Origin of the sequence: Aliidiomarina soli (assembly GCF_003986975.1) — a bacterium.
Taxonomy (GTDB): domain Bacteria; phylum Pseudomonadota; class Gammaproteobacteria; order Enterobacterales; family Alteromonadaceae; genus Aliidiomarina; species Aliidiomarina soli.
Genome location: NZ_PIPO01000007.1, coordinates 12,038 through 32,288 on the forward strand (window position 1 = coordinate 12,038; position 20,251 = coordinate 32,288).

The window sequence follows — 20,251 nt, forward strand, 5'->3', positions numbered from 1 at the left end:
TCCGTTAATACTCCACGACTCCGGCTCGGTCTATACATGTGGATCGCAGGCATGCTTGGTGTCGCCGTGCTTTTGGCCGAGGTGGTCCCACAGCTTTTGGCTGATGGGCCAATTTCTGCCCCACTTTGGTTGGTGTTAACAGCAAGCATTGCACAGAGTGCTCTATTACTTGCGCTTGCAGTATGGGTGGGCGTTGTGCTTGCGCCGAAAGTCGGGCTTCAGGCTACCGTTTTTGAGGCTGCGGTGACTACCAGATCAATCAAGTCCGCTCTGCGACCGCTACTTCTGCCTGGTCTTGTCGGCGGCATGCTAGGCGGCGTTGGACTCTTTGCAATTGGTAGTTACTTTTCTCCGGCAGCTCTAGCTGAAGTGGAGCAGCAATTCTCGCCGTCAATTCTTGCCCGCGTGCTCTACGGCGGAATTACGGAAGAACTGCTTTTACGATGGGGTCTACTGACAGCTTTGGTATGGCTGGCATGGAGGTTTCTGCAACACCGGAGCGGGAGTCCACGGCCAATCTATACTTGGTTTGCCATTGTTGTGAGTGCATTAATATTCGGAGCGGGTCATTTGCCCGCAGCAGCAACCCTCGTCGGTGAGTTAACGACCGATGTGGTGGTGTTCATTGTAACCGCTAATACCGTTTTCGGCGTTTTATTCGGCTACCTATATTGGCGCTACGGCCTTGAGGCGGCGATAATCGCACATGCGTCAGCACATCTAGTGAATTATTTCTTAGGTTTAGCGATAGCATAACAATGTGCTGTAGTCGCTGCGCTCGGACTTTCGTTCCGCAATCGCTTCACGACGGCCGCTAAGCACTGCGTTATGCGCCAGAAAGCGTGAGTCCTGTGCATGGCCAAATATGGAGGATCTTTTACGATGCTCGATGTTAAACATCTCAGCACCTATATTAATCGAACCCCGCAAGATGTTTATGCATTTGCTTCGAACCCTGAGAACCTGCCGATCTGGGCGGCGGGATTAGCCAGCTCTGAGGTCAAAAAAGATGGGGATGTATGGGTTGCTGACGCACCATTCGGAAAGGTAAAGATCAGGTTTGTGCAGGCTAACGCATTTGGTGTCATGGATCATGATGTTGAGCTTGATTCGGGCGTGGTAGTTCACAACCCAATGCGAGTCGTACCGAACGGTGATGGGAGCGAATTCATCTTCACCTTATTGCGGCAACCTGGAATGTCCGAAGAGCAATTCGTAGAGGATGCGCAAGCAGTTGAAAAAGACCTCCGGACGTTAAAGACATTTCTCGAGGACGACTCCTGAATGGAGTATCGCTGCGTTACTCAAAGAACTCCTAACGATGCCAAGCACGGCGACAGATTTTTCGTTGCGGCTTCGCCTTCACCGCAAAGCTGCGCGTGTTGGCGGCGTTAAATGCCCAGGGGGAATAGTGGAACACATAGAAAAAATCCTCGAATTTATTGTTGAGATTGAAAAGCTTAAAGACGTTCAGCGAAAAACAAAACCAGTGGGTCTTGAGCGATTTGAGAATTCAGCAGAGCACAGTTGGCACGTCTGTCTTACCGCCCTGATGTTGAAAGACTACGCTAATGAAGAGATTGACATCAACCGCGTTATAAAAATGCTTCTTATTCATGATCTTGGTGAGATTGATGCTGGTGATACCATTGTTTACGCAGGCCAGACAACCGAGTACAAAGCTGAGGAGGAGGCAGGTATTAGTCGGCTCTTAAGCATCCTGCCTGGTTTTATGGCCGATGAATTCATAGAACTATGGCGTGAATTTGAGGCGGGAGAAACGGCGGATGCTTGCTTTGCGAAAGCTATAGATAGGGTGCCACCTTTGCTTCACAACATTCACGGCGACGGCCATAGCTGGAGAACACATGGTGTCACAAAGGAAAAGGTGTTCTCAGTAAATCAGCGAATAGAGGCCGGTAGCAAAGATCTGTGGTCTGTTATGCGCGGCAAACTAGAGGGCGCTGTTAATGCTGGTATCCTTAAATAAAGCATTTAACCAAGCATTGCCGCGGACAAGCCGCTGAATACGGCGTTTGATACGCCCCCAAAATAGGAACGCTGATGCCAAATACTGATCACACGATTGTTCAATGCGCCTGCGGAAGCGTCGAGATTGAAGTCGCCGGTGTGCCAATCCTCGGTGCAGCTTGTTATTGTGACGACTGCCAGGAAGGAGCGCGTCAGCTTGAAGCCCTGCCGGGCGCCTCTCCGATTATGGGTCCAGATGGCGGAACCGATCTACTACTCTTCCGGAAAGACCGCGTGCAATGCTCAAAGGGTATCGCTCTCTTACGCGACTACCGGATCAACGACGACTCCCCCACTCGAAGAGTTGTTGCGACATGCTGTAACTCCGCCATGTTTGTCGATTTTCAGAAGGGGCATTGGTTCTCTTTCTTCCGCGCCAGATTCGGAAGTGACGCGCCACCAATACAGGTCCGAATTCAAACTAAGTACAGACCTGATAACAGCTCTGTTGTAAGCAAGGTACCTGAATTCAAGTCGTACCCTTTGAAGTTTATAGCAAAGCTCATGGCGGCTAGACTTGGTATGTTATTGGGCCGGTGAAACTTAGAACCGCGTATAACAAGTCCAAGCTGGCGTAGCTTGCCGCGCTATGCGTTAAGGAAAACTCGTGGAAATAACTGAAGAAAATCAACTGGAAGAGATTTTACGCTTGGCGGCGGGGGAGCCGGCTCATCGGCCGCAGTTTTGTGAAGTCCTGCTGAGTTCGAAGGTATTTGTACTCGGAGCGACCGCAAAGGCAGATGCTGACGGAGAAGTCTTTTTAGAGGCTGGTAGTAAAATCCAGATCAAACACTGGGAAAAGGCCGATGCGTCACCTGTCATCCCGTTCTTTTCATCGCTGGAAGTTCTGCAGAAATCGATTGAGCGCGAAGAATCATTCCTGGCTTTGCCGGCCCGTTCTTTATTTGAGATGACCGAGGGGGCCAGACTGGTTCTCAACCCTATGTCGGAGTATGGCAAGGAGTTTAGTCCCGAAGAAGTTGCTCAGCTGTTATCTATCGGCATTAGTCGGGCGCCGTCTCGAAGGGTGGTTGAGAAAGAAACCAAGGTGCTACTCGGCCAGCCGTCTAACTATCCCTCTAAAATGGTTGATTCTCTTACCCAGCTTTTAGCGAAGCACAGTAATGTTAAAAAAGCATACTTAGCGCTCATGCACGATACCTCTGTTGATGAAAGGCCACATCTAATAGTGGGCATTGAAGCAGAAGGTGATATTGAGAAGGTGATGAGAGAGGCTGGCAACGTGGCGGGTGATACCGCACCTGACGGTGAGCCAGTTGATTTATACCCGGTTAATGAGAATGAGTCGGGGGTGAGCGACTACTTTATCAATCAAACCAAACCTTTCTATGAGAGAAAATGGGGCTCCCGACTCCGCTCATGGCTTGGTTCGGGTAGGGCATAACATGGCGCTCCATGAAGCATAAAATTATCTGCATCCTAATACTCGCTCTTTTCCTTGGCTCTTGCAGTCAGGCTCCTGCAAGCCAGGAGTATATGCCGCTTGTCCTGGATAACCGGGAGGGCATAGTTGAAGACCCTGCGTTGCTTACTAAAGAGCATGTAGACCGGGTGGAGCATGTTTTACGGTTTTACGACGTGGAGTTTGATCGGGTGTCGGATACACGGCTGCTGATTAGTTCGTCTATTGATAAAGACAGCCTTTGGAATTTCACCAAAAAAGCAGAGGACAGCGAATGGCTCGAGAACCATCCGCTGTGAGTAGGGGCCGCTATGAGTGGGGGATAACCAACTGCGGCCCGTGTAGTTTCGAAAAAAGCTCGGTGAGCCGAGCATTCTAAATCAGGGAGAATAAAAATGAATAAAGCCAGAAAACAGGCTACTACAAGACGAAACATTGCGATCATATTTTTCGTACTGGCTGCTGGAAACATATTGATGAAAATATTTGGTCTTTCTTCACTCGATACTTCATCTGCCTCTACATTCAATGGTGCTATCGGCATTAAACTTGGCTACTACGCAGCTCCATTGATTCTGGTGGTTGTTGGCTGGTTTTTTCTTGATTCCAGCAAGAATAAAGCACTGGAAGCTGAGTCAATTGAAGCCCGTAAATGACCTTTAAGAAATCATTTACTATCGGAACACGGAGAAGGCATTGAAATATAAGAAAATATCGCGAACCTTATGTGTTTTGCTTCAAGTAGTTTTTCTAGCATCCTGTGCCTCAACGGCGGATAAAGATGAGGCGACGACGCCTGAGGATGAGTATAGAAACTTACTGACTGCAGCGGCATATATGAGGGTCCTTGAGCTTTTTATAGCCACAGTAGCTCATAGCTGCACGGATCTCCTTGGACAAGACGACGCGACAATGGATGGCATAGGTGATGGCTGGAAAAACAGAAATAGAGAATATATAAACGCTGGTAGGAAGTTAATCATGGCGCATGCCTACCTTAACATGCAACGAAAACAGGCAAAGTTAGGGGAGGAAAAGGGATTCACTGTAGCGCGCGCGGAGGCTGCGGAGTTTGGTGCTGCGATAGAGAGGGATAGTGCTCGGATGGTCAATGCCCGTCTTTCCGGGAGTCATAATGACCAGCTAGAAAGCTGCAATAACTTTGCGGATCAAGTTAGCACTGGACGCTATGACATAACTCCCCGGTTAGACCGTTATCTTCAGTTGCAAAGAATGGTACAGATAACGGAAAGATAACTACGGTATGTGTTAGCCATTCTTAGGAGTGATACAAATGAATAAAGTAAAAAGCGTCGTCAAAGGATACAAATCATTTTTACTCGTTATTTTCCTGATGCTGTTTTTCCGCACGGCCTATGCAGACTGGTCGCATGTTCCCACCAGTTCTATGGAGCCGACGATTCTTCCCGGGGATGTCATCTGGATTGATAAGACCAGCTTTGGTCCATCGCTCCCTTATTTTAATAAGCGGCTTTTTACATGGGACCAGCCTGAGCGTGGCGACATTATTACTTTCATTCCGCCGCATGAAGATGTGCTCTATGTGAAACGGGTCATGGGTGTACCCGGCGATAGTCTCTACATAGAAGACAATACCATCTATATAAATAATCATCGCCTGGAGCAGTCCGTGACCCATTCGACGGATGATATTATTCTCGGCACCGAGACTCTTTTTGAAGCCGAGCATGCTTTTAAAGTAATTAAGGGCAGAAGCTTTCCGCCCTCAGGAAGACGCGTTGTTGTTCCTGACGGGAAGTTGTTCGTGATGGGCGACTACAGGAACAACAGTGTGGATTCACGCGCTTGGGGATTCGTTGATGAAAATCGTGTGATGGGTAAAGTGTCTTCAGTTGCTGTTTCATTTTCAGGTGAAAGAGAGCGACTTGCAAGACTCGCCATTCCTATTCAGTAAGCTTCTAGCTGCGGCGTGAAAATGCAGGGTCTCGTATATTGCTACCATCGTTGGGAATATAGATCGGCTTAAATCACGTTATGGACCAGCCCAAGTTTGACCGCCTCGCGGCAATTGATATACCAGTTTTCGTGAGCCCGCTTGCAAACTGTGTCGAAATCCACCTTTGAGTTTTTGATGATCTCCTTGAAACCTTGTTGCTCAATAATAACCGAGTGTTCGATTTCGTGAAGTGTGGCCTTAAGCACTGCGACGCAGCTACGCAGAGGGCCGTCGAGGGGGATGGTTTTGTGCATCTGGCGGTCGTGGATCATTAGCCATGTCTCTTCGGTCAGGAAACGACAATCGACTGGGAAAGCTGCCATGAACGTGGCGCCGGCCGAATAAACCGCGACCTTACCGAGGAAGATTATCTCGCGTCCGTCTTGTTCCCGCAGTAAACGGACATCGTCGCCCATCAGTCGCGCTACCTCGGGATCACCACCGAGTGTGGTGATGGAAATAACGATGGGCCCCGCGGGGCAGGTTTCCAGCTGCTGACGGAAGCTGCTATACATCTCCTGATCAACAGAGCCCGACAGACGTATATGCGGATTGGCAAGCAAAGCAAGACAGTCAGTTTCAGGCATCAGGGGCTCCAGGGCGTTTAAAAAACAATCAATTGTTTCCTGAGTATAGGAAAGAGACACCATGTATTCCACAGCTGGTTAGTGAAGGTTCACTAACAAATGTCCAATACACTCATGGAGAAGCTATGCATTCTACTAACAAATATCTGATGGCAGCAGCGGTGTTCTGCGCTCTGGCGGCGCTGGGCCATCTGGGTTGCATTCTATTTGGTGGCGATTGGTATCGGTTTTTCGGTGCTGGTGAGCAGATGGCACGGATGTCCGAAGAGGGGCATTGGTACCCAGCTGCTGTGACCTCGGTCATTGTGATCGTACTCGCGCTCTGGTCGTTTTATGCTTTATCTGGCGCAGGTGTCATCCGGCGATTACCGTTGTTACGGACCGCCCTGTGCATCATTGCGTGCATCTTTCTGTTTCGCGGTGTCTCGTTCGTCGCACTGATGCCGATGTTTCCGGAAAACAGCCTGACGTTCTGGGTGTTGAGTTCAGCACTATGTTTAACCATTGGCATTTGCTTTGCTGTAGGCACTTACCAGGAGTGGCCGAAGCTAAGCTGTAAAAATGCCAGACAGGATTAGAAATCCAAATCCTATTCGCGTCAATCAGTGCGATCTTTAACTGGAATAATATGAAAAAGCTTAAAACCCACACCATCGCACTTTACGCTGGCATTATCGCACTAGTCGTCGGTTTAGCAGCCTTTACTCTCAGCTGGAATTTGTGGGATACATGGGGCGGGCCGATGCCGGGCGTTCAGATATTGTTGTTTCCCGGTAATTTGACCCTCGTGTGGGTCTGGCATCCATTGTTTACCGAAGAAATTAACTTCTGGCCTAAGCTAGCGATGCTGATGCTTGGGCAGTTTTCTGTGGTGGCATCCGTAGTTGCGCTGTTGACCTGTATCCTGAGGAAAATAAAGTTTCATGAAAGACACTAATCCACTAAAAATAATTGCCATATTCGCCGGGGTTGTTGAAGCACTGGCGCTTATCGCCTTAGTGGCGTTACCGCCGGAGATTCAGTCGATTTTTGTTTGGTTTGTCATGGCCTTTCCAGTAGCCATTCTCATATTGTTTGTTCACATGCTGTACTCTAAAAAGCTCGCTCAGATAACAGCGAGTAGCCCACAACTTCATAATAAGGATTGTTAAATGAATACAGTTATATTGGTAATTATTGCAGCACTGACACTTACCGCCAACAGTGCAGTTGCCCAGGATAACGTTGAACTCCAGCAGATGTTCGATGCGGATCAGGAAGCGCGGCGCAGCCAGGATCTGGATTGGGACGAGGTGAGCAGGCAAGACGCTGAGCGCAGAGAAGCGGTGTTGTCGCTTCTTGCTGAAGGTGAAATTAAGACCGGTCTGGATTATTTCAACGCCGCGTTGATTTTTCAGCACGGCGAAACGGTAGACGATATCCGTCTGGCGCATTCATTCGCCACTATCTCTGCTACCTTAGGCTATTCACGCGCGACCTGGTTAAAGGCTGCGTCCTGGGATCGCCTGATGATGTATTTCGAGCAACCGCAATGGTATGGCACGCAGTTCACCGTCGATGACTCGGGTGATTGGTATCTGTATGACGTTGAGCCCGACGTTGTTACTGACGAGCAGCGTGCCGAATGGTCTGTGCCTGCATTGGAAGAATCAAGAGCCAGAGCAGAGGCCAGGAATGAAAGCCGCTAGGATGGCTTTGCGAGTTATTTAAAAAGGAATCATAACGGATGTACGTCCCAAGGCATTTTGCGGCTCCCTCGTGGTATCCAACCAAGGCTGAGACGGGCAGAGTTGTACCGACCTGGAATTACCTGGCTGTGCGCATGCCGAAGGTAAGGCAATGGTGATTGAGAACTCTGTTTGGCTGCAACAGCAGCTGCGCTGCCCGATACCGGACTGTCATCTATCTGACATATTCTTCAGCTAGCATTCGCCCTGCTATTTACTCAGGCTTATTTAAAAAACTAACAATAGGGCTCGGCTATATGTCTTTGATTCGAATTCTTACTGCTATTTCCCTTATCGGGACCATTACTTTAACAAGTGGCTGTGCTGACAGCGCTGAGGCTGATACCGCTGATAATAACGTGGTACTGAGTTTCGCGGTGTTGGGGGATGCCGAACCCAAGCCAGAGGCGGAGTTCCCTGGCGTGTCAGCTGCAGTTGATGAAGTTAATCGATTAAATGAGCAGCGCAATTTCGATTTTGTTGCTGGCGTGGGTGACATTGCCCATAAAGGCACGACCATTCAATATGAGAATGTGACGCCGGTCCTGCAACGCCTGACACTTCCGTTTTACCCGATTATGGGTAACGAAGAGCACGGTGAGAGTGTAGAGCGTTACATGCGTTACGCTAACCTGTGGAATGAGGGCAAGGTTACTATTGAACAGCCAAGCTACGTACTTGAGCATGATTCTGTCGCTTTGGTATTCGCCTCGCCTGACTTCGGCCGCGATTTTGGTGACGAAGGTATTGCCTGGATGCATGAGCAGATTACCAACCTGGCGCCGAAGCCAGTTCTTCTCATTGTTCATGGTGCGCAAACGGGCGTCTATCCAGAGAATGCGGACAAAGGCATTACCCATGAAGGGTTCGCAGATATCGTTGCCCAGCCGAACTTAGCTGCGGTGATTTCGGGTGATCTGCATATGGACATGGAGCGGGTTGAGCATTCAAAACGCATCGACCATGTACACTACCTGCATATTCCGGCGCTAGAGCGGACCAAAATACCTGACGAAACGCGGCACACGCCGATGTATCGGGTGTTCAGCATTTTCGATAATGATGAAGTTCTGGTAGAGACGTTCCAGGTTGACGTGGAAGGACCACTGGAGCGACACGAATACCGTTTCGAGCTTCCTCGCTAGCGGCAAGTTCTAAAGCCTGCTGACTAAGTTGTTAGCAGGCTTTGTTTATCTCACTTTCCTCACTTCCCTCTTTCCATTCTTGAAATCCCACTGCATACATTCCCTGAAATCTTGCCCCGGCTCAAATATCCTGGTTATATTTACGATTGATTAATAATCATACAGTCGGAGGTTTGCCATGAATATCTATTATCGCCTTTGGCCATTGGGGCTGGCGTTTCTTAGCTCGATGACGTTTGCGGACTGTGGCCCTGAGCCGGAGGGGTTTGAGTCGTGGCCGGATGACGAGGCGGTCCCGGTGGAGTCAATTCCGCGAAAGCACTGGTTCAGGTCGGCGCAAGGGTGGGTGGTAGCGCCAAGTCAGTGTCAGGCAGTGGAGGCGGCGAGGGAACGAGAAGCGGCTTTTGAAGCCTTTACTCACTACTTTGCAAGGACGCCTTTGGACGGTGCCATCGTCGATGTTCAACATGCACCAGCGCTCGCCTCGATTCGTGCAGCCGGTTCTGCATGGGCTTTACCCTGGCGGTTTGCTGACGACACTGCTAGTGACAATTCGACCGACCCTCGTACGCAGGCGATTCGCGAGCAGATCGAGGCCCAGTTATCCAGCGCTGGGAGAACACCAGATCCAGAGCAAGTTGAAAGGCTGGTTGAGAGGGCGCTGGCGCAACATCCTCCAGCTGCGGCATCACCAGCCACCACACTTGAGCCCACGGCGTTACGGCATGAAGTAGCGCACAAGTTATTTATAGAAGGCGTCTGGCCATCGACCCGGCCAGGCGGAACACAGTATGGCGGCGATGCGCCTGACTGGCTTGACGAGGCAGCTGCAATTGCGGCTGAATCTAATGAAATGACGGCAGGGCGACGTACGGAATTTCGGCAGTTGGCGCGAGAAGGGAAACTGGTGTCGCTGGGTTCTTACCTGTCGATGACTCACCCGGTATTCAACAATAGTGACCTGCGTGAGTTGATGCGAGAAGCGCGGGAAAGAGCGACTGAGGAAGGCGCGGCAGTGCTGTCGGCGTCGGTGAGTGCAGAGCAAATTGCTGAAGGACGAATCTTTTACGCGCAAACTCGTGGCTGGTTGGACTATTTGCTGCAACAGACTGGAAACCCTCAAATTCTTGGAGACATGGCCGATACCATGAGGAACGGGCAGTCATTCGATGAATGGCTGGCTCAAGCTGGCTCGGACGCCGGACTTCCTGGCTCGATGGAAGCACTGGAGGCTGCATTTGAAGCCTGGGCATCAATGCCCGACTCCCTGCCACTAACTAAAAACCAATAGATAGCCATTGTGTACCGCGAAAGGGAAGAGTATGAGTTATGACTTGATGGTGTTTGAGCCGACAGCTGCACCGAAAGAGAGAAAAGAGTTCATGGCATGGTATGCCCACCAAATAAAATGGACAGAAGACCATGGCTATCAGAATCCCACCGTATCTTCACCAGGACTGCAGGCGTGGCTTCAGGAAATGGTAGAGCATTTTCCGGCGATGAATGGCCCGCTGGCAAACGAGGATTCGGATGACTCCAGAGTAACGGACTATAGCATAGGGCAGAATGTCATTTATTCTGCCTTTTCATGGTCTGTAGTTGAAGAGGCTTACCCTAAAGTGCGGGAGTTGGCGATAAAACATTCTGTAGGTTTTTTCGATGTCAGTGCAGATAACGGAGAAATAATATTCCCTGGTGATGGAACTAAAGAAAAGAAGCCTTGGTGGAAATTCTGGTGATTTCTATATAAATCAGCGTTTGTTAGCAGTGTTTCAAAGGTATCGGAGAGGATTTTGAAACTAAATAAAATATCGATAGTTACATGTTTCCTGTTGCAAATAATGTTTTTAACGTCCTGCGCTACAACATCTGTTGATGATGACTCGGCGGCGGGTGGTGATGCAATGGGGGCGCTAAATGCTGCTGCAGGATACGCTCTCGCACTCAACGTTTCCGTCCGTACAGTTGCTAGTAGGTGCAGTGACCTCCTTGGAAGAGACGATGAATTTACGCATGGCATAGTTGATGACTGGGAAATCAATAATGGCGAGTACGTCAATGCTGGTAGGACTTGGACTGCGGCTAGAGTGACAAGTATTAGACGCGAGACAGAGGAAGAGTTCGGTCAGGAAAAAGGACAAGCCGCAGGTGCAGCAGCGTTGACAGAACTGGCTGAAATCGCAGTTCGGACCGGGGCTAAGATGGCCGATACATTGCTGTCGGGGAATCGCGCTGAAAAGCTAAAGATCTGTAATGGGTTCCATGATGAAGTTAGGGGCGGGCATTACGATATAACCCCGCAATCAGAACATCACCTTCCGCTAACAGCAATAATAAATGTAAGGAATCAACAATGAAGTATTCAATCGAAGAAATGCAGCATGCGTATGCTGAACTCAATAAAAAAGAGCGTCCACTTGCCGCTTTTTTTGGCGCAATAGGCGGCGCGTTACCTGTGGCAGCACTTTATTTACTCTTTGGTGAAATGGGCGGTGTTCTTGCAGTTATGCTGTTATTGCCGCCGGTGGTTATTGGCCTGTTTGCCAGGTATACAGGGTTTCCCTACCGACTGAAAGTACGTCTGCCGATAGGCCTTATTGCGATGATTCTTCATATTGCGGGTTGCTGGCTACTCCAGTTAAATCCTCTTTTATACCTATTGGCGCCTGTATGCGCTGGAATTGCTATTTCAATGTCGAAAGTGAAGCTGAGCAAGCTGCAGGATCTTGCCATTGATCGAGCCAAAATGGGTGGGCTAGGCGTTGAAAAAGAAGCCTAGCCAATGTAAATAGCGCACGAACTTTTGGTCTGTTTTTGAAGTATAAGCTCCGCAGCTGAACAGCTGTGTATAAAAATAAAAAGGGTATCTAATGTTTAAAAATTCCACAATAATAGCTTTAGCGATGGTCGCGCTGTCCAGTTGTGCCGTTCTCCCCAAGAGTGCAGAAGCTGAGTTCGAATCTCTAATTCAAACTAATGGCTACTATTATTCAGAGGGTAACATCAGCGGGAGAAAAGCTCTTGAAGCTCAATTAACTGAGCACAGTATGAGCACGGACCGTCTCGATTCCATATTGGGCGAACAACACTATTATATTCTGACATTTGATGACTTGTCTTCAAATGAACTTACGAGTATTACGTTATCAAGTCCGGTCGTAGAAGGACGAATTCCTGAGCACGCAATTACGAGTAAAATAAGCAGTAAGTACAGTGTTCGCAGAACTGGGAATGGCGGTTATAGCATCAGATTTTCCGATTACAATGGTAACCTGCGACGTAGTTTTGTTTTACGAGCGAATAGTCGTGGCGAGATTAGGAATTATTCATTCATCGCCCAATAGTTGAAAGCGTTGGCTATCTGATGTCAATGTTCTTTGACGCCCGGCGCCGTGCCAACTAAAACGCTCCCTTAAGTTATTGAATGGGCGGATCATGATAGTAGGAAGGTCATTGAAAGTAGCTGTCAGTTACGTAGCCTTTCTGTCGGCGCTAACGTTTCCACTTGTTAGCCAGGCGGAGTCTATGTGCCCGCTACCGGATGGGATGCGAGCTTCTATAGAGATGACTAAGGAAGCGATTCGGGCACGACACCGAGGAGAGTCTAAGGTGTATCTTGAAAGGAATATTTCATCGGTAGCGTCTCGTCTGCCCTGGGCGGGACTGCTCATGCAGTCCATTTTAGATGAAGTTTATTCAACACCGGAACCTCTTGATATGCTGGTTCACGCGGCATACCGGATGGAAGTTTGCTACCTTTTGCATCATTATCCGGAATCAGAATCTTCCCTGGAGTTCGATTTGGCATATCCTTTACTGCAAGCCTGTGAATCGGAGGACGAGCAGGCGCAAACTCATTGCAGTATGAGGGTAGCGCACCAGGTTTCTGGCATTATGCTGGAATGACTCGCCGTATTCATGCGACCCCACCGAAAACTTCTTGACCTAAACCTAACTTCAACTATTAGCATTGCCGGCGTTACGAATTAATCGATAGCTTTGGTTGATTTACGCGGAGCTGTATCGATTAGTTGCTGGATAACATTCTGGAGAACTCAATGACGACAATTCTTGAAGTTAAAAACTTAAGCAAGCGCTATCCGTCCGGGCTGCAGGCTCTGAACGATGTCAGTCTGAGCATAGAGCGCGGCGAAATTCTTGCGCTGCTAGGGCCCAATGGTGCGGGAAAGACCACGCTGATTAGTATTATTTGTGGGCTGGTAAACCCCGGCAGTGGGTCGGTGTCCGTGGATGGTTATGACGTGGTGCGTGACTATCGTAAAACCCGCAGCAAAATCGGGCTGGTGCCGCAGGAGCTTTCTATCAATATGTTTGACACGGTTTGGAATACCCTGCGCTTTAGCCGCGGGGTATTTGGTAAACCGGCCAACGATGATTACCTGGAAGAGGTGTTGCGTTCGCTGACGTTGTGGGACAAACGGGATGAACAATTGCAGTCACTCTCCGGCGGTATGAAGCGACGGGTTCTGATTGCCAAAGCACTGGCCCATGAGCCTGAAATTCTCTTTCTGGATGAACCAACGGCGGGTGTGGACGTGGAGTTGCGCCGCGATATGTGGCGGCTGATCGCTAAGCTTCGTAGCCAGGGCGTCACCATTATTCTCACTACGCACTATATCGAAGAGGCGGAAGAGATAGCTGACCGCATTAGTATCATTCGTGGTGGGGAGATCGTGCTGACCGAGAACAAAGACCAGCTTATGAAACAGCTCGGCAAGAAGCAGCTTATTCTGCACTTGCAGACACCCGTGACGTCGTTACCTCCTGAGTTTGACGACTTTGAGATTGATTATGACGCTGCTGCGCAACGGCTGACCTATACCTACGACAGCAATAGCCAGAAAAACCGGGTGACTGAGGTGCTGGGAGCGCTGAATCGGGCGGATATTATGCTGAGTGATGTACGTACAGAACAGACGTCACTCGAACAGATTTTTGTCAACCTGGTGGAGGCACGCGCATGAACTGGTATGCGATAAAAGCGATTTACTTATCTGAACTGGCACGCACCTGGCGTACCCCGATGCAGAGCATTGCCTCGCCAGTGTTGTCCACCTCGTTGTACTTTATTGTATTTGGCTCGGCAATCGGCTCGGCGATGGCCAGCATTGATGGCATCAGTTACGGCGCATTTATTGTTCCGGGGCTTATTATGCTGATGGTCCTGACCGAGAGTACGTCGAATTCTTCCTTCGGTATTTACATGCCGAAGTGGTCCGGCGCGATTTATGAAATCCTCTCGGCGCCGGTGTCGGCGTTTGAAATTGTCGTCGGGTACGTCGGGGCGGCTGCCTCTAAGTCATTAATTCTCGGCGTCATTATTCTGTTAACTGCTCGGGTATTTGTTGATTACTCGATTATGCACCCGTTTTGGATGGTTTTATTCCTGTTTCTGACAGCTGTTACCTTCAGCCTGCTTGGTTTCATTATTGGGGTGATGGCAGATGGTTTTGAACGACTGCAGGCTATCCCACTGATGGTGGTCACGCCGCTGGCGTTTCTCGGTGGAACCTTCTACTCGATTAGCATGCTGCCTGATTTCTGGCAAAAGGTGACTTTGTTTAATCCGGTGGTGTACCTGGTAAGTGGTTTTCGCTGGAGCTTTTATGGGGTGGCAGACGTCAGCATTGTCTGGAGCCTGGTTATGATATGTTCATTCTTAGCGCTTTTCCTTGTGATAATCTGGTGGGTGTTCCGCACTGGGTACAAGGTTAAGGTCTGAATTCATAGACATAAGGAAATTTTTTGTTGAAAGCGCTTAGTGTTTTGTTGGCCGGCTTAGTTAACTTTCAAGTCGCGGCTTCGTCCATGCTTGAGCTTGATGGAGGGTCGATAGAATATGAAGTTAAAGAGGGCGGCGACAGGGTTGTGCTCTTCGATGCTGGTGCTTTATCCGGAATGGCGGGATGGGACTCAATATGGGAACGCCTGCCCGCCAATATTACTGCGGTCAGGTTTTCCCGCTTAGGCGAAGGTAATTCAAAACCTTGCAGTGGGCAACGTAGCGCGGCAGATTACGTCGATGAAGTCGATCAACTGCTTAACGCTTTGCATGTTGAGCGGCCAATTGTGTATGTCGGGCATTCGCTTGGCGGCACCACCGCTCGCAATTTCGCCGCGATTCATCAGGGAGACGTCGCCGCCATGCTGATGGTTGATCCGGAAAACCCTCGTGACATTGATATTGTTTATCAGCTAAACCCTGAAGAGGGGCGCGCGGAAATTGAGATGGTTAAACAAAACGATTACGCCGCAGGCGAAGGTAGATGGTGCTTCCTGGATATGATGTGGGACAAATCACCTGCCGCTGGCCTTGCCGAGATTGGTGATATACCGGTGACCTTAATTGCTGGGGTGAAAGTACCTGAAGACCCTTCTACTGCATTTGAAAGTGCAGAGGGGCGTCGGCTTTGGGGGCAAATACAAAGCGAGTGGGTAAACCAGTTTCCCCGGGGCGAGGCGGTGGTTACCAGCCAAAGCGGACACTTTGTGCAGGATGACGAGCCTGAGCTTGTGGTTAGCGAACTGGTTAAGCTACTGAACAATGTTCGGCCTTAACCATTGCCACACGGCATTGCATCACCATGCCGGGGCCAGATATGTCGTCTAGCAACGAGCTGACGCGGCTGCGTCGCATTGCTTTGGCTGCACAGGGGTTGGTGCAGGCTAAGCCTTATGGTCGCGGGGTATCAGGCGCGCGCAAGGCAATTAACCATATCGGCTATGTGCAGATCGACACCATTTCAGTGGTGGAACGAGCGCACCACCATGTTTTGTATTCCCGGGTGCCCGGTTTTACGCCGTCGATGACTAATCAGATGCTGCGGGCCGGTGATATTTTTGAGTACTGGTCCCACGCGGCGGCGTTTCTGCCGATCGATGATTTTCGTTTTTCGCTACCTTACAAACACGCGATTAAAAGCGGTCAGACCCACTGGAATCGAAACCCGGATCACAAGCTGATGGCTGAGCTGTTGGCACGGATTACATCCGACGGCCCGTTGCGTTCGCGTGATCTTGAAAACAACCCCACCAAACGAGCAGGATGGTGGGACTGGAAGCCCGCCAAAAAAGCACTTGAGCAGCTCTATATGCAGGGTGATCTGATGGTCAGTGACCGTGAAGGTTTTCAGAAAACTTATGACCTGACCGAGCGGGTGTTGCCAGCGCACGTTAATACCCAGATGCCCACTACAGAAGAATTGGCAGCCCATATGTTAGAGCAGCAACTGCGTTGTCATGGCTTGGTGTCGCTGAAAGGGCTGACTTATTTGCGGCGTAATTCTGAGCTGCGCAAAACGATGAAAACTCTGGTCAACGACAGGCTGGCGCAGGGTAGCTTAGATCAGGTTCTGCTTGGCAACGGAGAGGTTTTCTTGCTGCAAGCCGGAGGCCTGGAAAGGCCGTTGCCGCGCCTGAATAACCGCCTACAGATTTTGTCGCCATTCGACAACAGTGTGATCCAGCGCGACCGTCTAAGATCCTTATTTCAGTACGACTACCAGATAGAATGCTATGTCCCCGCCGCTAAACGCCAGTTTGGCTACTTCTGCCTGCCCCTGCTTTACCGCGACCAGTTTGTTGGCCGTATGGATTGCAAAGCCCACCGAAAAATAAGCCACCTGGAAATAAAGTCACTGCACTTTGAACCTCATAACTTTGATCATGATGCTGTTATTGCAGCCTTTGCCGATGCCGTGACGGAGTTCTGCCGCTTCCAGAACTGTGACTCGATATCGCTGACCCAGGCTTACCCAGAGCATCTGACCCAGAGTTTGCGCGCCGCCCTGTCGCATTTTTGACCAGTGGACCTATACTCCTTTCTGACATCTTAACCAGTTTCCGCTTGTAACGAGGGGGGAACCGCTATGGCTGCGCAGGAGCACACTGAGACAGCGTTTGGTTCACCCGATACTCCCGCCACCGCAGGACACCTGTAAATCGTCGAATTAACCCAACCAGAGACGACTAAGGATGGCTCGGCCATTCTGGCCGCAGCCTTACTTATTACAGTTGTAAGAAAACGGCGATTGGGAGAACGATGATGATTACAGTGTACGGATTTGGCAAGGTAGCGCCGCAGGTGATTGGTATTACACGCGACCTGCGTGTGCTATGGGCACTTGAGGAATGTGAATTAGAATACCAGGTGCGAGGGTTGGATGATTTCGCAGATGAGTTGCATGGTCCTGATTTTCTCGCCCTCAACCCATTCGGAAAAGTCCCTGCTATCGATGACGATGGTTTAATTCTTTTTGAATCAGGGGCTATAGTCAGTTATCTGGCAGAAAAGTCAGGAAAGCTTATGCCGGAGTCTGCGGCAGAGCGGGCAAAAGCTCTGCAATGGGCTTTTGCGGCGCTGGATACTGTGGAGGGGCCGTTAACGGAGATTGCCTCCATTGACTTGTTTGATGCCGAGGCCGAGTGGGCCAAGCTTCGTCGGCCGGCGCTGGTCGAGTTAGCGCATAAACGCCTTGAAGTTTTAAGTGACACGCTTGGCAAGACGCGCTATTTACTGGGAAGCGTTTTCACGTACCCGGACATTCTGATGGCGTTGGCTGTGCGTCAGATTCAGCATACAACTATTTTAGAAACCTATCCGAAGGTGACGGCATATTTAGCTCGCTGTTATGAGCGAGCAAGCTGGCAGACAAGTTTTGATGAATATTCGCGTCGCTTACAAGGGACTGGCGCGATGTAACGAAAGGAGAATACGCATGGAATATTTTCAGGGGGCTAACGAGTGTTGAATTTATTGTTGGTGGCGATCGGGGTTGTACTCCTAACCACTGGGGGTGAAGCGCTAATCAGAGGGGCACTGGCGGTTGCACAGCGGCTGGGAGTGTCGCCGCTGCTAAGTGGCCTGCTTATCGTTGGTTTTGGTACTTCCGCTCCGGAATTGGTGGTTTCTATTGATGCGGCGTTAAGCGAGCGGCCGGATATCGCTGTTGGTAACGTGGTTGGTAGTAATATCGGGAATATTTTGCTGATACTGGGGCTGTGTGCGCTGATAACACCGCTTGCTGTGCGGCCGCTTGTACTGCGGCGTGATGCAATTACCGTGGTGGCCGCAAGTATCCTCTTTCTGATACTCGTCGGCGGCAGTGCGTTGGCAAGATGGGATGCTGCGATTCTCTTAATTGTGCTGTTGGCTTATCTCACCTGGGCCTACCGGACGGAGCAGCTTGGCACGGCACCGTCCGCTGAGCTGCATAGGGCAGAAGGAGAGGAAGTGGCCTCCTTGCCACGAACCGTACTATGGATGATCACCGCAATAATACTGGGTTTACTGCTCTTAATTGTGGGCTCTCAGGTACTGCTAAGGGGAGCGGTCGGTATTGCCGAATCATTCGGTGTGTCCGAAGCGGTCATCGGGCTGACACTGGTTGCGGTGGGAACCTCGTTGCCGGAGCTTTCGATTTCAGTTATCGCTGCGTTCCGCCGCCATGCGGACGTTGCTATCGGTAACATTCTGGGTAGCAATATCTTTAACCTGCTTGGGATCCTTGGTATTTCTGCGTTGTTGCAACCGCTGCCGGTTCACCACCGAATTCTGCAGTTTGATCAGTGGGTGATGCTGGCCACTTCACTGGTTCTGCTACTGTTTCTTTATACTGGGAATCGTCTCAGCCGACTGGAGGGTGGCCTGCTTCTGTTAGGCTACGCGGCCTATGTGGGACTGAGCTTTACGGTCTTTGCTGGGTAGCCCGAGTGTGTAACCCTCTAGTTGCAGTGGCTCATATATCCGCGCTTGTCCGCCCGTATTAACTCTTGTAAAGTCAATAAGATAATAACGCTATCAGCGACACCACGAGGGATACATTATGTTTTCAAACCTGACCAATTTCGTTTATCAGCGATCTGCTAAGCAGGCCTTTGGTTTTTACCTGGCGTACGTAATTTTGGGTGTTCTTATTGGCGCCATAGCAGGGGGAATCGCGGGTACCATTGTCGGCAGTGAGAATGCCTTTGAGGCGGGTGCCAGAACAGGCACTATTGTGGCTGTGGTTTATACCCTGGTGCTGGGCTTGTTAATTGCTAAAAGCAAAGGACTATTGAACTCATTTCCTACCTTGCTGCTAATTGCCCTGGCGGGAGTAATTTGTTTCTTTATTGGTGCGCTTGGCGGTTTGATTCCGATTGCCTACCTGTCAACCAGACCCTCTGCTCTGGACCAGTCAATCCAGAACGTCCAGCTTGACTGACAGGATTACCCGGGGTTGAGTGGCAGCTTGCACGCTGTGGGTTGTCGAAACACGTAGTCCCGATCCGACTAGCATGCAGGCTAAACAGATCTGGACAGGAGTTTGCAATTGGCACATGTCATCCATTCAATCAATGTGACTGCAGGGGGTTTGTGTCACCATCAGGATAGCAGCATTGGTGACGCACACCTTGAGTATGCGACTCAACTTACGCGTTCCGCCGCTGCCATGTTGCTGGGCAGGCATACCTTTGAATTATTTATGCAGTTCTGGCCGCAAGCGGCTAGCCGCACTGACCTGCCAGCGGGCACGCTGGCGTTGGCGGAAGCCTTTCATACTATCCCTAAGCTGGTTGTCTCGGGTACGTCAGTAGCCTTGACCTGGCATAATACTTCACAGATTAAGCCTGGTCTTGAGAGCATTCGCAAAACGCTGGCGGGAATACAGGGTCGGGTGGTTATTTTCGGTAGCCCCAGCCTTGCCAGCAGCTTGTTAAACGAAGGGCTGGTGAATGAACTTCATATTGTTGCCCAACCCTATATTGGCGTAGCTGATCCGCGAGCATTTACGGCGATAAAACAACGAATTGGTCTTAGCCTGTTGGGCGTTGATTCGTTTGAGTCTGGTTCGGTACTCTTACGATATAAAGTGAATGAAATATAGCTGCAATGGAGTGTAAAACTGTATGACAGGGGTTTTTGTGGTTGACGAGGTACTCGAGGAACGAAAACGGCGCATGGAATTGCTGTCTTTATGGATTAAGGTGCCGGCCTGGTGGATGATGCTCTCTGGACTTTTTGCTTTGGGTTTATACGCGAATGCAATTTATTATGATGACCTGACCGTTGTGGTTGTATTCGGCTGGTCTTATAAAGGAACCGCGCTGGCGCTCGAGCCGTTGCTGATAACATCCTTCTGGATTGCTCAGTCTATTAGTGCGTACGCTGTGGTTCGCGGACGCACGCTAGGGCGGCTGACCGGCCTTATTTTCGCTTACCTGTACCTGGCTATAAAGCTTGGCAGCGAATTTTTTACGCCTGGCTTCGATATCGATATTTTCGATATCTTGCTGGCTATTTATATCTGTAAACTCCATAAACTAAAATCAGACTGGTAACAGACCCGCTTTGCTCA

At 50.0% G+C, this 20,251-nt stretch carries 31 protein-coding genes; 30 read left to right on the forward strand and 1 reads right to left on the reverse strand.

The features are described from left to right. Positions 1 to 51: 51 nt before the first annotated feature. The 9 genes from CWE14_RS13885 to lepB all read left to right on the forward strand — a co-directional run bounded on the left by CWE14_RS13885 (position 52) and on the right by lepB (position 5,390). Positions 52 to 756 carry a CPBP family intramembrane glutamic endopeptidase gene (locus CWE14_RS13885; protein ID WP_198676604.1) on the forward strand — a complete coding sequence of 235 codons (705 nt, stop codon included), beginning with the start codon at positions 52 to 54 and terminating at the stop codon, positions 754 to 756. Positions 757 to 882: 126 nt separating this feature from the next. Beyond that, a complete protein-coding gene (locus tag CWE14_RS13890) occupies positions 883 to 1,284 on the forward strand; it encodes an SRPBCC family protein (RefSeq protein WP_126800056.1) in 402 nt (133 codons plus the stop codon). 37 nt (positions 1,285 to 1,321) lie between these two features. Next, on the forward strand, positions 1,322 to 1,990 hold the full coding sequence (locus tag CWE14_RS13895; protein ID WP_241972422.1) for an HD domain-containing protein: 669 nt from the start codon (positions 1,322 to 1,324) through the stop codon (positions 1,988 to 1,990). A gap of 74 nt (positions 1,991 to 2,064) precedes the next feature. Further along, a complete protein-coding gene (locus CWE14_RS14925; RefSeq protein ID WP_126799933.1) occupies positions 2,065 to 2,571 on the forward strand; it encodes a GFA family protein in 507 nt (168 codons plus the stop codon). A 67-nt stretch (positions 2,572 to 2,638) separates the two neighbouring features. Continuing rightward, the gene (gene sseB, locus CWE14_RS13905) at positions 2,639 to 3,436 is read left to right on the forward strand and encodes an enhanced serine sensitivity protein SseB (RefSeq protein WP_126799934.1); all 798 of its coding nucleotides are present in this window, start codon (positions 2,639 to 2,641) and stop codon (positions 3,434 to 3,436) included. A gap of 92 nt (positions 3,437 to 3,528) precedes the next feature. Further along, positions 3,529 to 3,753 carry a hypothetical protein gene (locus CWE14_RS13910; protein ID WP_126799935.1) on the forward strand — a complete coding sequence of 75 codons (225 nt, stop codon included), beginning with the start codon at positions 3,529 to 3,531 and terminating at the stop codon, positions 3,751 to 3,753. Positions 3,754 to 3,849: 96 nt separating this feature from the next. After that, positions 3,850 to 4,110, forward strand: coding sequence for a hypothetical protein (locus CWE14_RS13915; RefSeq protein WP_126799936.1), 261 nt, complete (start codon positions 3,850 to 3,852; stop codon positions 4,108 to 4,110). A gap of 40 nt (positions 4,111 to 4,150) precedes the next feature. Continuing rightward, positions 4,151 to 4,711 (forward strand): hypothetical protein, encoded by a 561-nt coding sequence (locus CWE14_RS13920; RefSeq protein WP_126799937.1) that lies wholly within the window; start codon positions 4,151 to 4,153, stop codon positions 4,709 to 4,711. Positions 4,712 to 4,748: 37 nt separating this feature from the next. After that, complete coding sequence (lepB, locus tag CWE14_RS13925; protein ID WP_126799938.1) at positions 4,749 to 5,390, forward strand: signal peptidase I; 642 nt, start codon at positions 4,749 to 4,751, stop codon at positions 5,388 to 5,390. 68 nt (positions 5,391 to 5,458) lie between these two features. Here lepB and CWE14_RS13930 read toward each other — a convergent pair whose 3' ends face one another. Then, entirely contained in the window at positions 5,459 to 6,019 is a 561-nt protein-coding gene (locus tag CWE14_RS13930) for an ATP-dependent Clp protease proteolytic subunit (protein WP_126799939.1), read from the reverse strand. Positions 6,020 to 6,144: 125 nt separating this feature from the next. Between CWE14_RS13930 and CWE14_RS13935 the strand changes: the two genes are divergently transcribed. The 21 genes from CWE14_RS13935 to CWE14_RS14035 all read left to right on the forward strand — a co-directional run bounded on the left by CWE14_RS13935 (position 6,145) and on the right by CWE14_RS14035 (position 20,234). After that, on the forward strand, positions 6,145 to 6,597 hold the full coding sequence (locus CWE14_RS13935) for a hypothetical protein (protein WP_126799940.1): 453 nt from the start codon (positions 6,145 to 6,147) through the stop codon (positions 6,595 to 6,597). A 50-nt stretch (positions 6,598 to 6,647) separates the two neighbouring features. After that, entirely contained in the window at positions 6,648 to 6,956 is a 309-nt protein-coding gene (locus CWE14_RS13940; protein ID WP_126799941.1) for a hypothetical protein, read from the forward strand. After that, complete coding sequence (locus tag CWE14_RS13945; RefSeq protein ID WP_126799942.1) at positions 6,943 to 7,170, forward strand: hypothetical protein; 228 nt, start codon at positions 6,943 to 6,945, stop codon at positions 7,168 to 7,170. Before CWE14_RS13940 ends, CWE14_RS13945 begins: the two co-directional genes overlap by 14 nt. After that, positions 7,171 to 7,707, forward strand: coding sequence for a hypothetical protein (locus CWE14_RS13950; protein WP_126799943.1), 537 nt, complete (start codon positions 7,171 to 7,173; stop codon positions 7,705 to 7,707). It abuts the gene before it with no gap. 38 nt (positions 7,708 to 7,745) lie between these two features. Then, positions 7,746 to 7,865, forward strand: a complete 120-nt coding sequence (locus tag CWE14_RS14815; protein ID WP_241972423.1) for an FMN-binding negative transcriptional regulator — start codon at positions 7,746 to 7,748, stop codon at positions 7,863 to 7,865. Positions 7,866 to 8,003: 138 nt separating this feature from the next. Then, positions 8,004 to 8,891: a metallophosphoesterase family protein gene (locus CWE14_RS13960; protein WP_126799944.1), complete on the forward strand. Its 888-nt coding sequence runs from the start codon at positions 8,004 to 8,006 to the stop codon at positions 8,889 to 8,891. A 178-nt stretch (positions 8,892 to 9,069) separates the two neighbouring features. Continuing rightward, positions 9,070 to 10,182: a hypothetical protein gene (locus tag CWE14_RS13965; protein WP_126799945.1), complete on the forward strand. Its 1,113-nt coding sequence runs from the start codon at positions 9,070 to 9,072 to the stop codon at positions 10,180 to 10,182. 31 nt (positions 10,183 to 10,213) lie between these two features. Continuing rightward, positions 10,214 to 10,630: a hypothetical protein gene (locus tag CWE14_RS13970; RefSeq protein WP_126799946.1), complete on the forward strand. Its 417-nt coding sequence runs from the start codon at positions 10,214 to 10,216 to the stop codon at positions 10,628 to 10,630. Positions 10,631 to 10,684: 54 nt separating this feature from the next. Continuing rightward, positions 10,685 to 11,248, forward strand: coding sequence for a hypothetical protein (locus CWE14_RS13975; RefSeq protein ID WP_126799947.1), 564 nt, complete (start codon positions 10,685 to 10,687; stop codon positions 11,246 to 11,248). Beyond that, on the forward strand, positions 11,245 to 11,670 hold the full coding sequence (locus CWE14_RS13980; RefSeq protein ID WP_126799948.1) for a hypothetical protein: 426 nt from the start codon (positions 11,245 to 11,247) through the stop codon (positions 11,668 to 11,670). Before CWE14_RS13975 ends, CWE14_RS13980 begins: the two co-directional genes overlap by 4 nt. 91 nt (positions 11,671 to 11,761) lie before the next feature. Continuing rightward, entirely contained in the window at positions 11,762 to 12,235 is a 474-nt protein-coding gene (locus CWE14_RS13985) for a hypothetical protein (protein ID WP_126799949.1), read from the forward strand. 325 nt (positions 12,236 to 12,560) lie between these two features. Continuing rightward, the gene (locus tag CWE14_RS13990; protein WP_126799950.1) at positions 12,561 to 12,797 is read left to right on the forward strand and encodes a hypothetical protein; all 237 of its coding nucleotides are present in this window, start codon (positions 12,561 to 12,563) and stop codon (positions 12,795 to 12,797) included. A gap of 152 nt (positions 12,798 to 12,949) precedes the next feature. Then, a complete protein-coding gene (locus CWE14_RS13995) occupies positions 12,950 to 13,876 on the forward strand; it encodes an ABC transporter ATP-binding protein (RefSeq protein WP_126799951.1) in 927 nt (308 codons plus the stop codon). Continuing rightward, the gene (locus tag CWE14_RS14000) at positions 13,873 to 14,634 is read left to right on the forward strand and encodes an ABC transporter permease (protein WP_126799952.1); all 762 of its coding nucleotides are present in this window, start codon (positions 13,873 to 13,875) and stop codon (positions 14,632 to 14,634) included. The genes CWE14_RS13995 and CWE14_RS14000 overlap by 4 nt, the downstream gene beginning before the upstream one ends. Positions 14,635 to 14,657: 23 nt before the next feature. Continuing rightward, positions 14,658 to 15,470: an alpha/beta fold hydrolase gene (locus CWE14_RS14005; protein WP_126799953.1), complete on the forward strand. Its 813-nt coding sequence runs from the start codon at positions 14,658 to 14,660 to the stop codon at positions 15,468 to 15,470. A 41-nt stretch (positions 15,471 to 15,511) separates the two neighbouring features. Further along, the gene (locus CWE14_RS14010; RefSeq protein WP_126799954.1) at positions 15,512 to 16,714 is read left to right on the forward strand and encodes a winged helix-turn-helix domain-containing protein; all 1,203 of its coding nucleotides are present in this window, start codon (positions 15,512 to 15,514) and stop codon (positions 16,712 to 16,714) included. Positions 16,715 to 16,953: 239 nt separating this feature from the next. Beyond that, positions 16,954 to 17,613 (forward strand): glutathione S-transferase family protein, encoded by a 660-nt coding sequence (locus CWE14_RS14015; protein ID WP_126799955.1) that lies wholly within the window; start codon positions 16,954 to 16,956, stop codon positions 17,611 to 17,613. A gap of 42 nt (positions 17,614 to 17,655) precedes the next feature. Beyond that, positions 17,656 to 18,618, forward strand: coding sequence for a calcium/sodium antiporter (locus tag CWE14_RS14020; RefSeq protein ID WP_126799956.1), 963 nt, complete (start codon positions 17,656 to 17,658; stop codon positions 18,616 to 18,618). A 118-nt stretch (positions 18,619 to 18,736) separates the two neighbouring features. Next, on the forward strand, positions 18,737 to 19,117 hold the full coding sequence (locus CWE14_RS14025) for a hypothetical protein (RefSeq protein WP_126799957.1): 381 nt from the start codon (positions 18,737 to 18,739) through the stop codon (positions 19,115 to 19,117). 108 nt (positions 19,118 to 19,225) lie between these two features. Next, positions 19,226 to 19,780 carry a dihydrofolate reductase family protein gene (locus tag CWE14_RS14030; protein ID WP_157981833.1) on the forward strand — a complete coding sequence of 185 codons (555 nt, stop codon included), beginning with the start codon at positions 19,226 to 19,228 and terminating at the stop codon, positions 19,778 to 19,780. Positions 19,781 to 19,802: 22 nt separating this feature from the next. Then, the gene (locus tag CWE14_RS14035; protein WP_126799959.1) at positions 19,803 to 20,234 is read left to right on the forward strand and encodes a hypothetical protein; all 432 of its coding nucleotides are present in this window, start codon (positions 19,803 to 19,805) and stop codon (positions 20,232 to 20,234) included. Positions 20,235 to 20,251 lie beyond the last annotated feature (17 nt).

Excerpts from the sequence above, each read along its gene's own strand:
- CWE14_RS13970 (WP_126799946.1), top strand. The coding sequence starts at position 10,214 with ATGAGTTATGACTTGATGGTGTTTGAGCCGACAGCTGCACCGAAAGAG.
- CWE14_RS13985 (WP_126799949.1), top strand. The coding sequence starts at position 11,762 with ATGTTTAAAAATTCCACAATAATAGCTTTAGCGATGGTCGCGCTGTCC.
- CWE14_RS13995 (WP_126799951.1), top strand. The coding sequence starts at position 12,950 with ATGACGACAATTCTTGAAGTTAAAAACTTAAGCAAGCGCTATCCGTCC.
- CWE14_RS14010 (WP_126799954.1), top strand. The coding sequence starts at position 15,512 with ATGTCGTCTAGCAACGAGCTGACGCGGCTGCGTCGCATTGCTTTGGCT.
- CWE14_RS14025 (WP_126799957.1), top strand. The coding sequence starts at position 18,737 with ATGTTTTCAAACCTGACCAATTTCGTTTATCAGCGATCTGCTAAGCAG.
- CWE14_RS13945 (WP_126799942.1), top strand. The coding sequence starts at position 6,943 with ATGAAAGACACTAATCCACTAAAAATAATTGCCATATTCGCCGGGGTT.
- CWE14_RS14000 (WP_126799952.1), top strand. The coding sequence starts at position 13,873 with ATGAACTGGTATGCGATAAAAGCGATTTACTTATCTGAACTGGCACGC.
- CWE14_RS14925 (WP_126799933.1), top strand. The coding sequence starts at position 2,065 with ATGCCAAATACTGATCACACGATTGTTCAATGCGCCTGCGGAAGCGTC.
- CWE14_RS13915 (WP_126799936.1), top strand. The coding sequence starts at position 3,850 with ATGAATAAAGCCAGAAAACAGGCTACTACAAGACGAAACATTGCGATC.
- CWE14_RS14035 (WP_126799959.1), top strand. The coding sequence starts at position 19,803 with ATGACAGGGGTTTTTGTGGTTGACGAGGTACTCGAGGAACGAAAACGG.
- lepB (WP_126799938.1), top strand. The coding sequence starts at position 4,749 with ATGAATAAAGTAAAAAGCGTCGTCAAAGGATACAAATCATTTTTACTC.
- CWE14_RS13990 (WP_126799950.1), top strand. The coding sequence starts at position 12,561 with ATGCAGTCCATTTTAGATGAAGTTTATTCAACACCGGAACCTCTTGAT.
- CWE14_RS13950 (WP_126799943.1), top strand. The coding sequence starts at position 7,171 with ATGAATACAGTTATATTGGTAATTATTGCAGCACTGACACTTACCGCC.
- CWE14_RS13965 (WP_126799945.1), top strand. The coding sequence starts at position 9,070 with ATGAATATCTATTATCGCCTTTGGCCATTGGGGCTGGCGTTTCTTAGC.
- CWE14_RS13980 (WP_126799948.1), top strand. The coding sequence starts at position 11,245 with ATGAAGTATTCAATCGAAGAAATGCAGCATGCGTATGCTGAACTCAAT.
- CWE14_RS13960 (WP_126799944.1), top strand. The coding sequence starts at position 8,004 with ATGTCTTTGATTCGAATTCTTACTGCTATTTCCCTTATCGGGACCATT.
- CWE14_RS13910 (WP_126799935.1), top strand. The coding sequence starts at position 3,529 with ATGCCGCTTGTCCTGGATAACCGGGAGGGCATAGTTGAAGACCCTGCG.
- CWE14_RS13885 (WP_198676604.1), top strand. The coding sequence starts at position 52 with ATGCTTGGTGTCGCCGTGCTTTTGGCCGAGGTGGTCCCACAGCTTTTG.
- CWE14_RS13890 (WP_126800056.1), top strand. The coding sequence starts at position 883 with ATGCTCGATGTTAAACATCTCAGCACCTATATTAATCGAACCCCGCAA.
- CWE14_RS14815 (WP_241972423.1), top strand. The coding sequence starts at position 7,746 with ATGTACGTCCCAAGGCATTTTGCGGCTCCCTCGTGGTATCCAACCAAG.
- CWE14_RS13940 (WP_126799941.1), top strand. The coding sequence starts at position 6,648 with ATGAAAAAGCTTAAAACCCACACCATCGCACTTTACGCTGGCATTATC.
- CWE14_RS13935 (WP_126799940.1), top strand. The coding sequence starts at position 6,145 with ATGCATTCTACTAACAAATATCTGATGGCAGCAGCGGTGTTCTGCGCT.
- CWE14_RS13895 (WP_241972422.1), top strand. The coding sequence starts at position 1,322 with ATGCCAAGCACGGCGACAGATTTTTCGTTGCGGCTTCGCCTTCACCGC.
- CWE14_RS14015 (WP_126799955.1), top strand. The coding sequence starts at position 16,954 with ATGATGATTACAGTGTACGGATTTGGCAAGGTAGCGCCGCAGGTGATT.
- CWE14_RS13930 (WP_126799939.1), bottom strand. The coding sequence starts at position 6,019 with ATGCCTGAAACTGACTGTCTTGCTTTGCTTGCCAATCCGCATATACGT.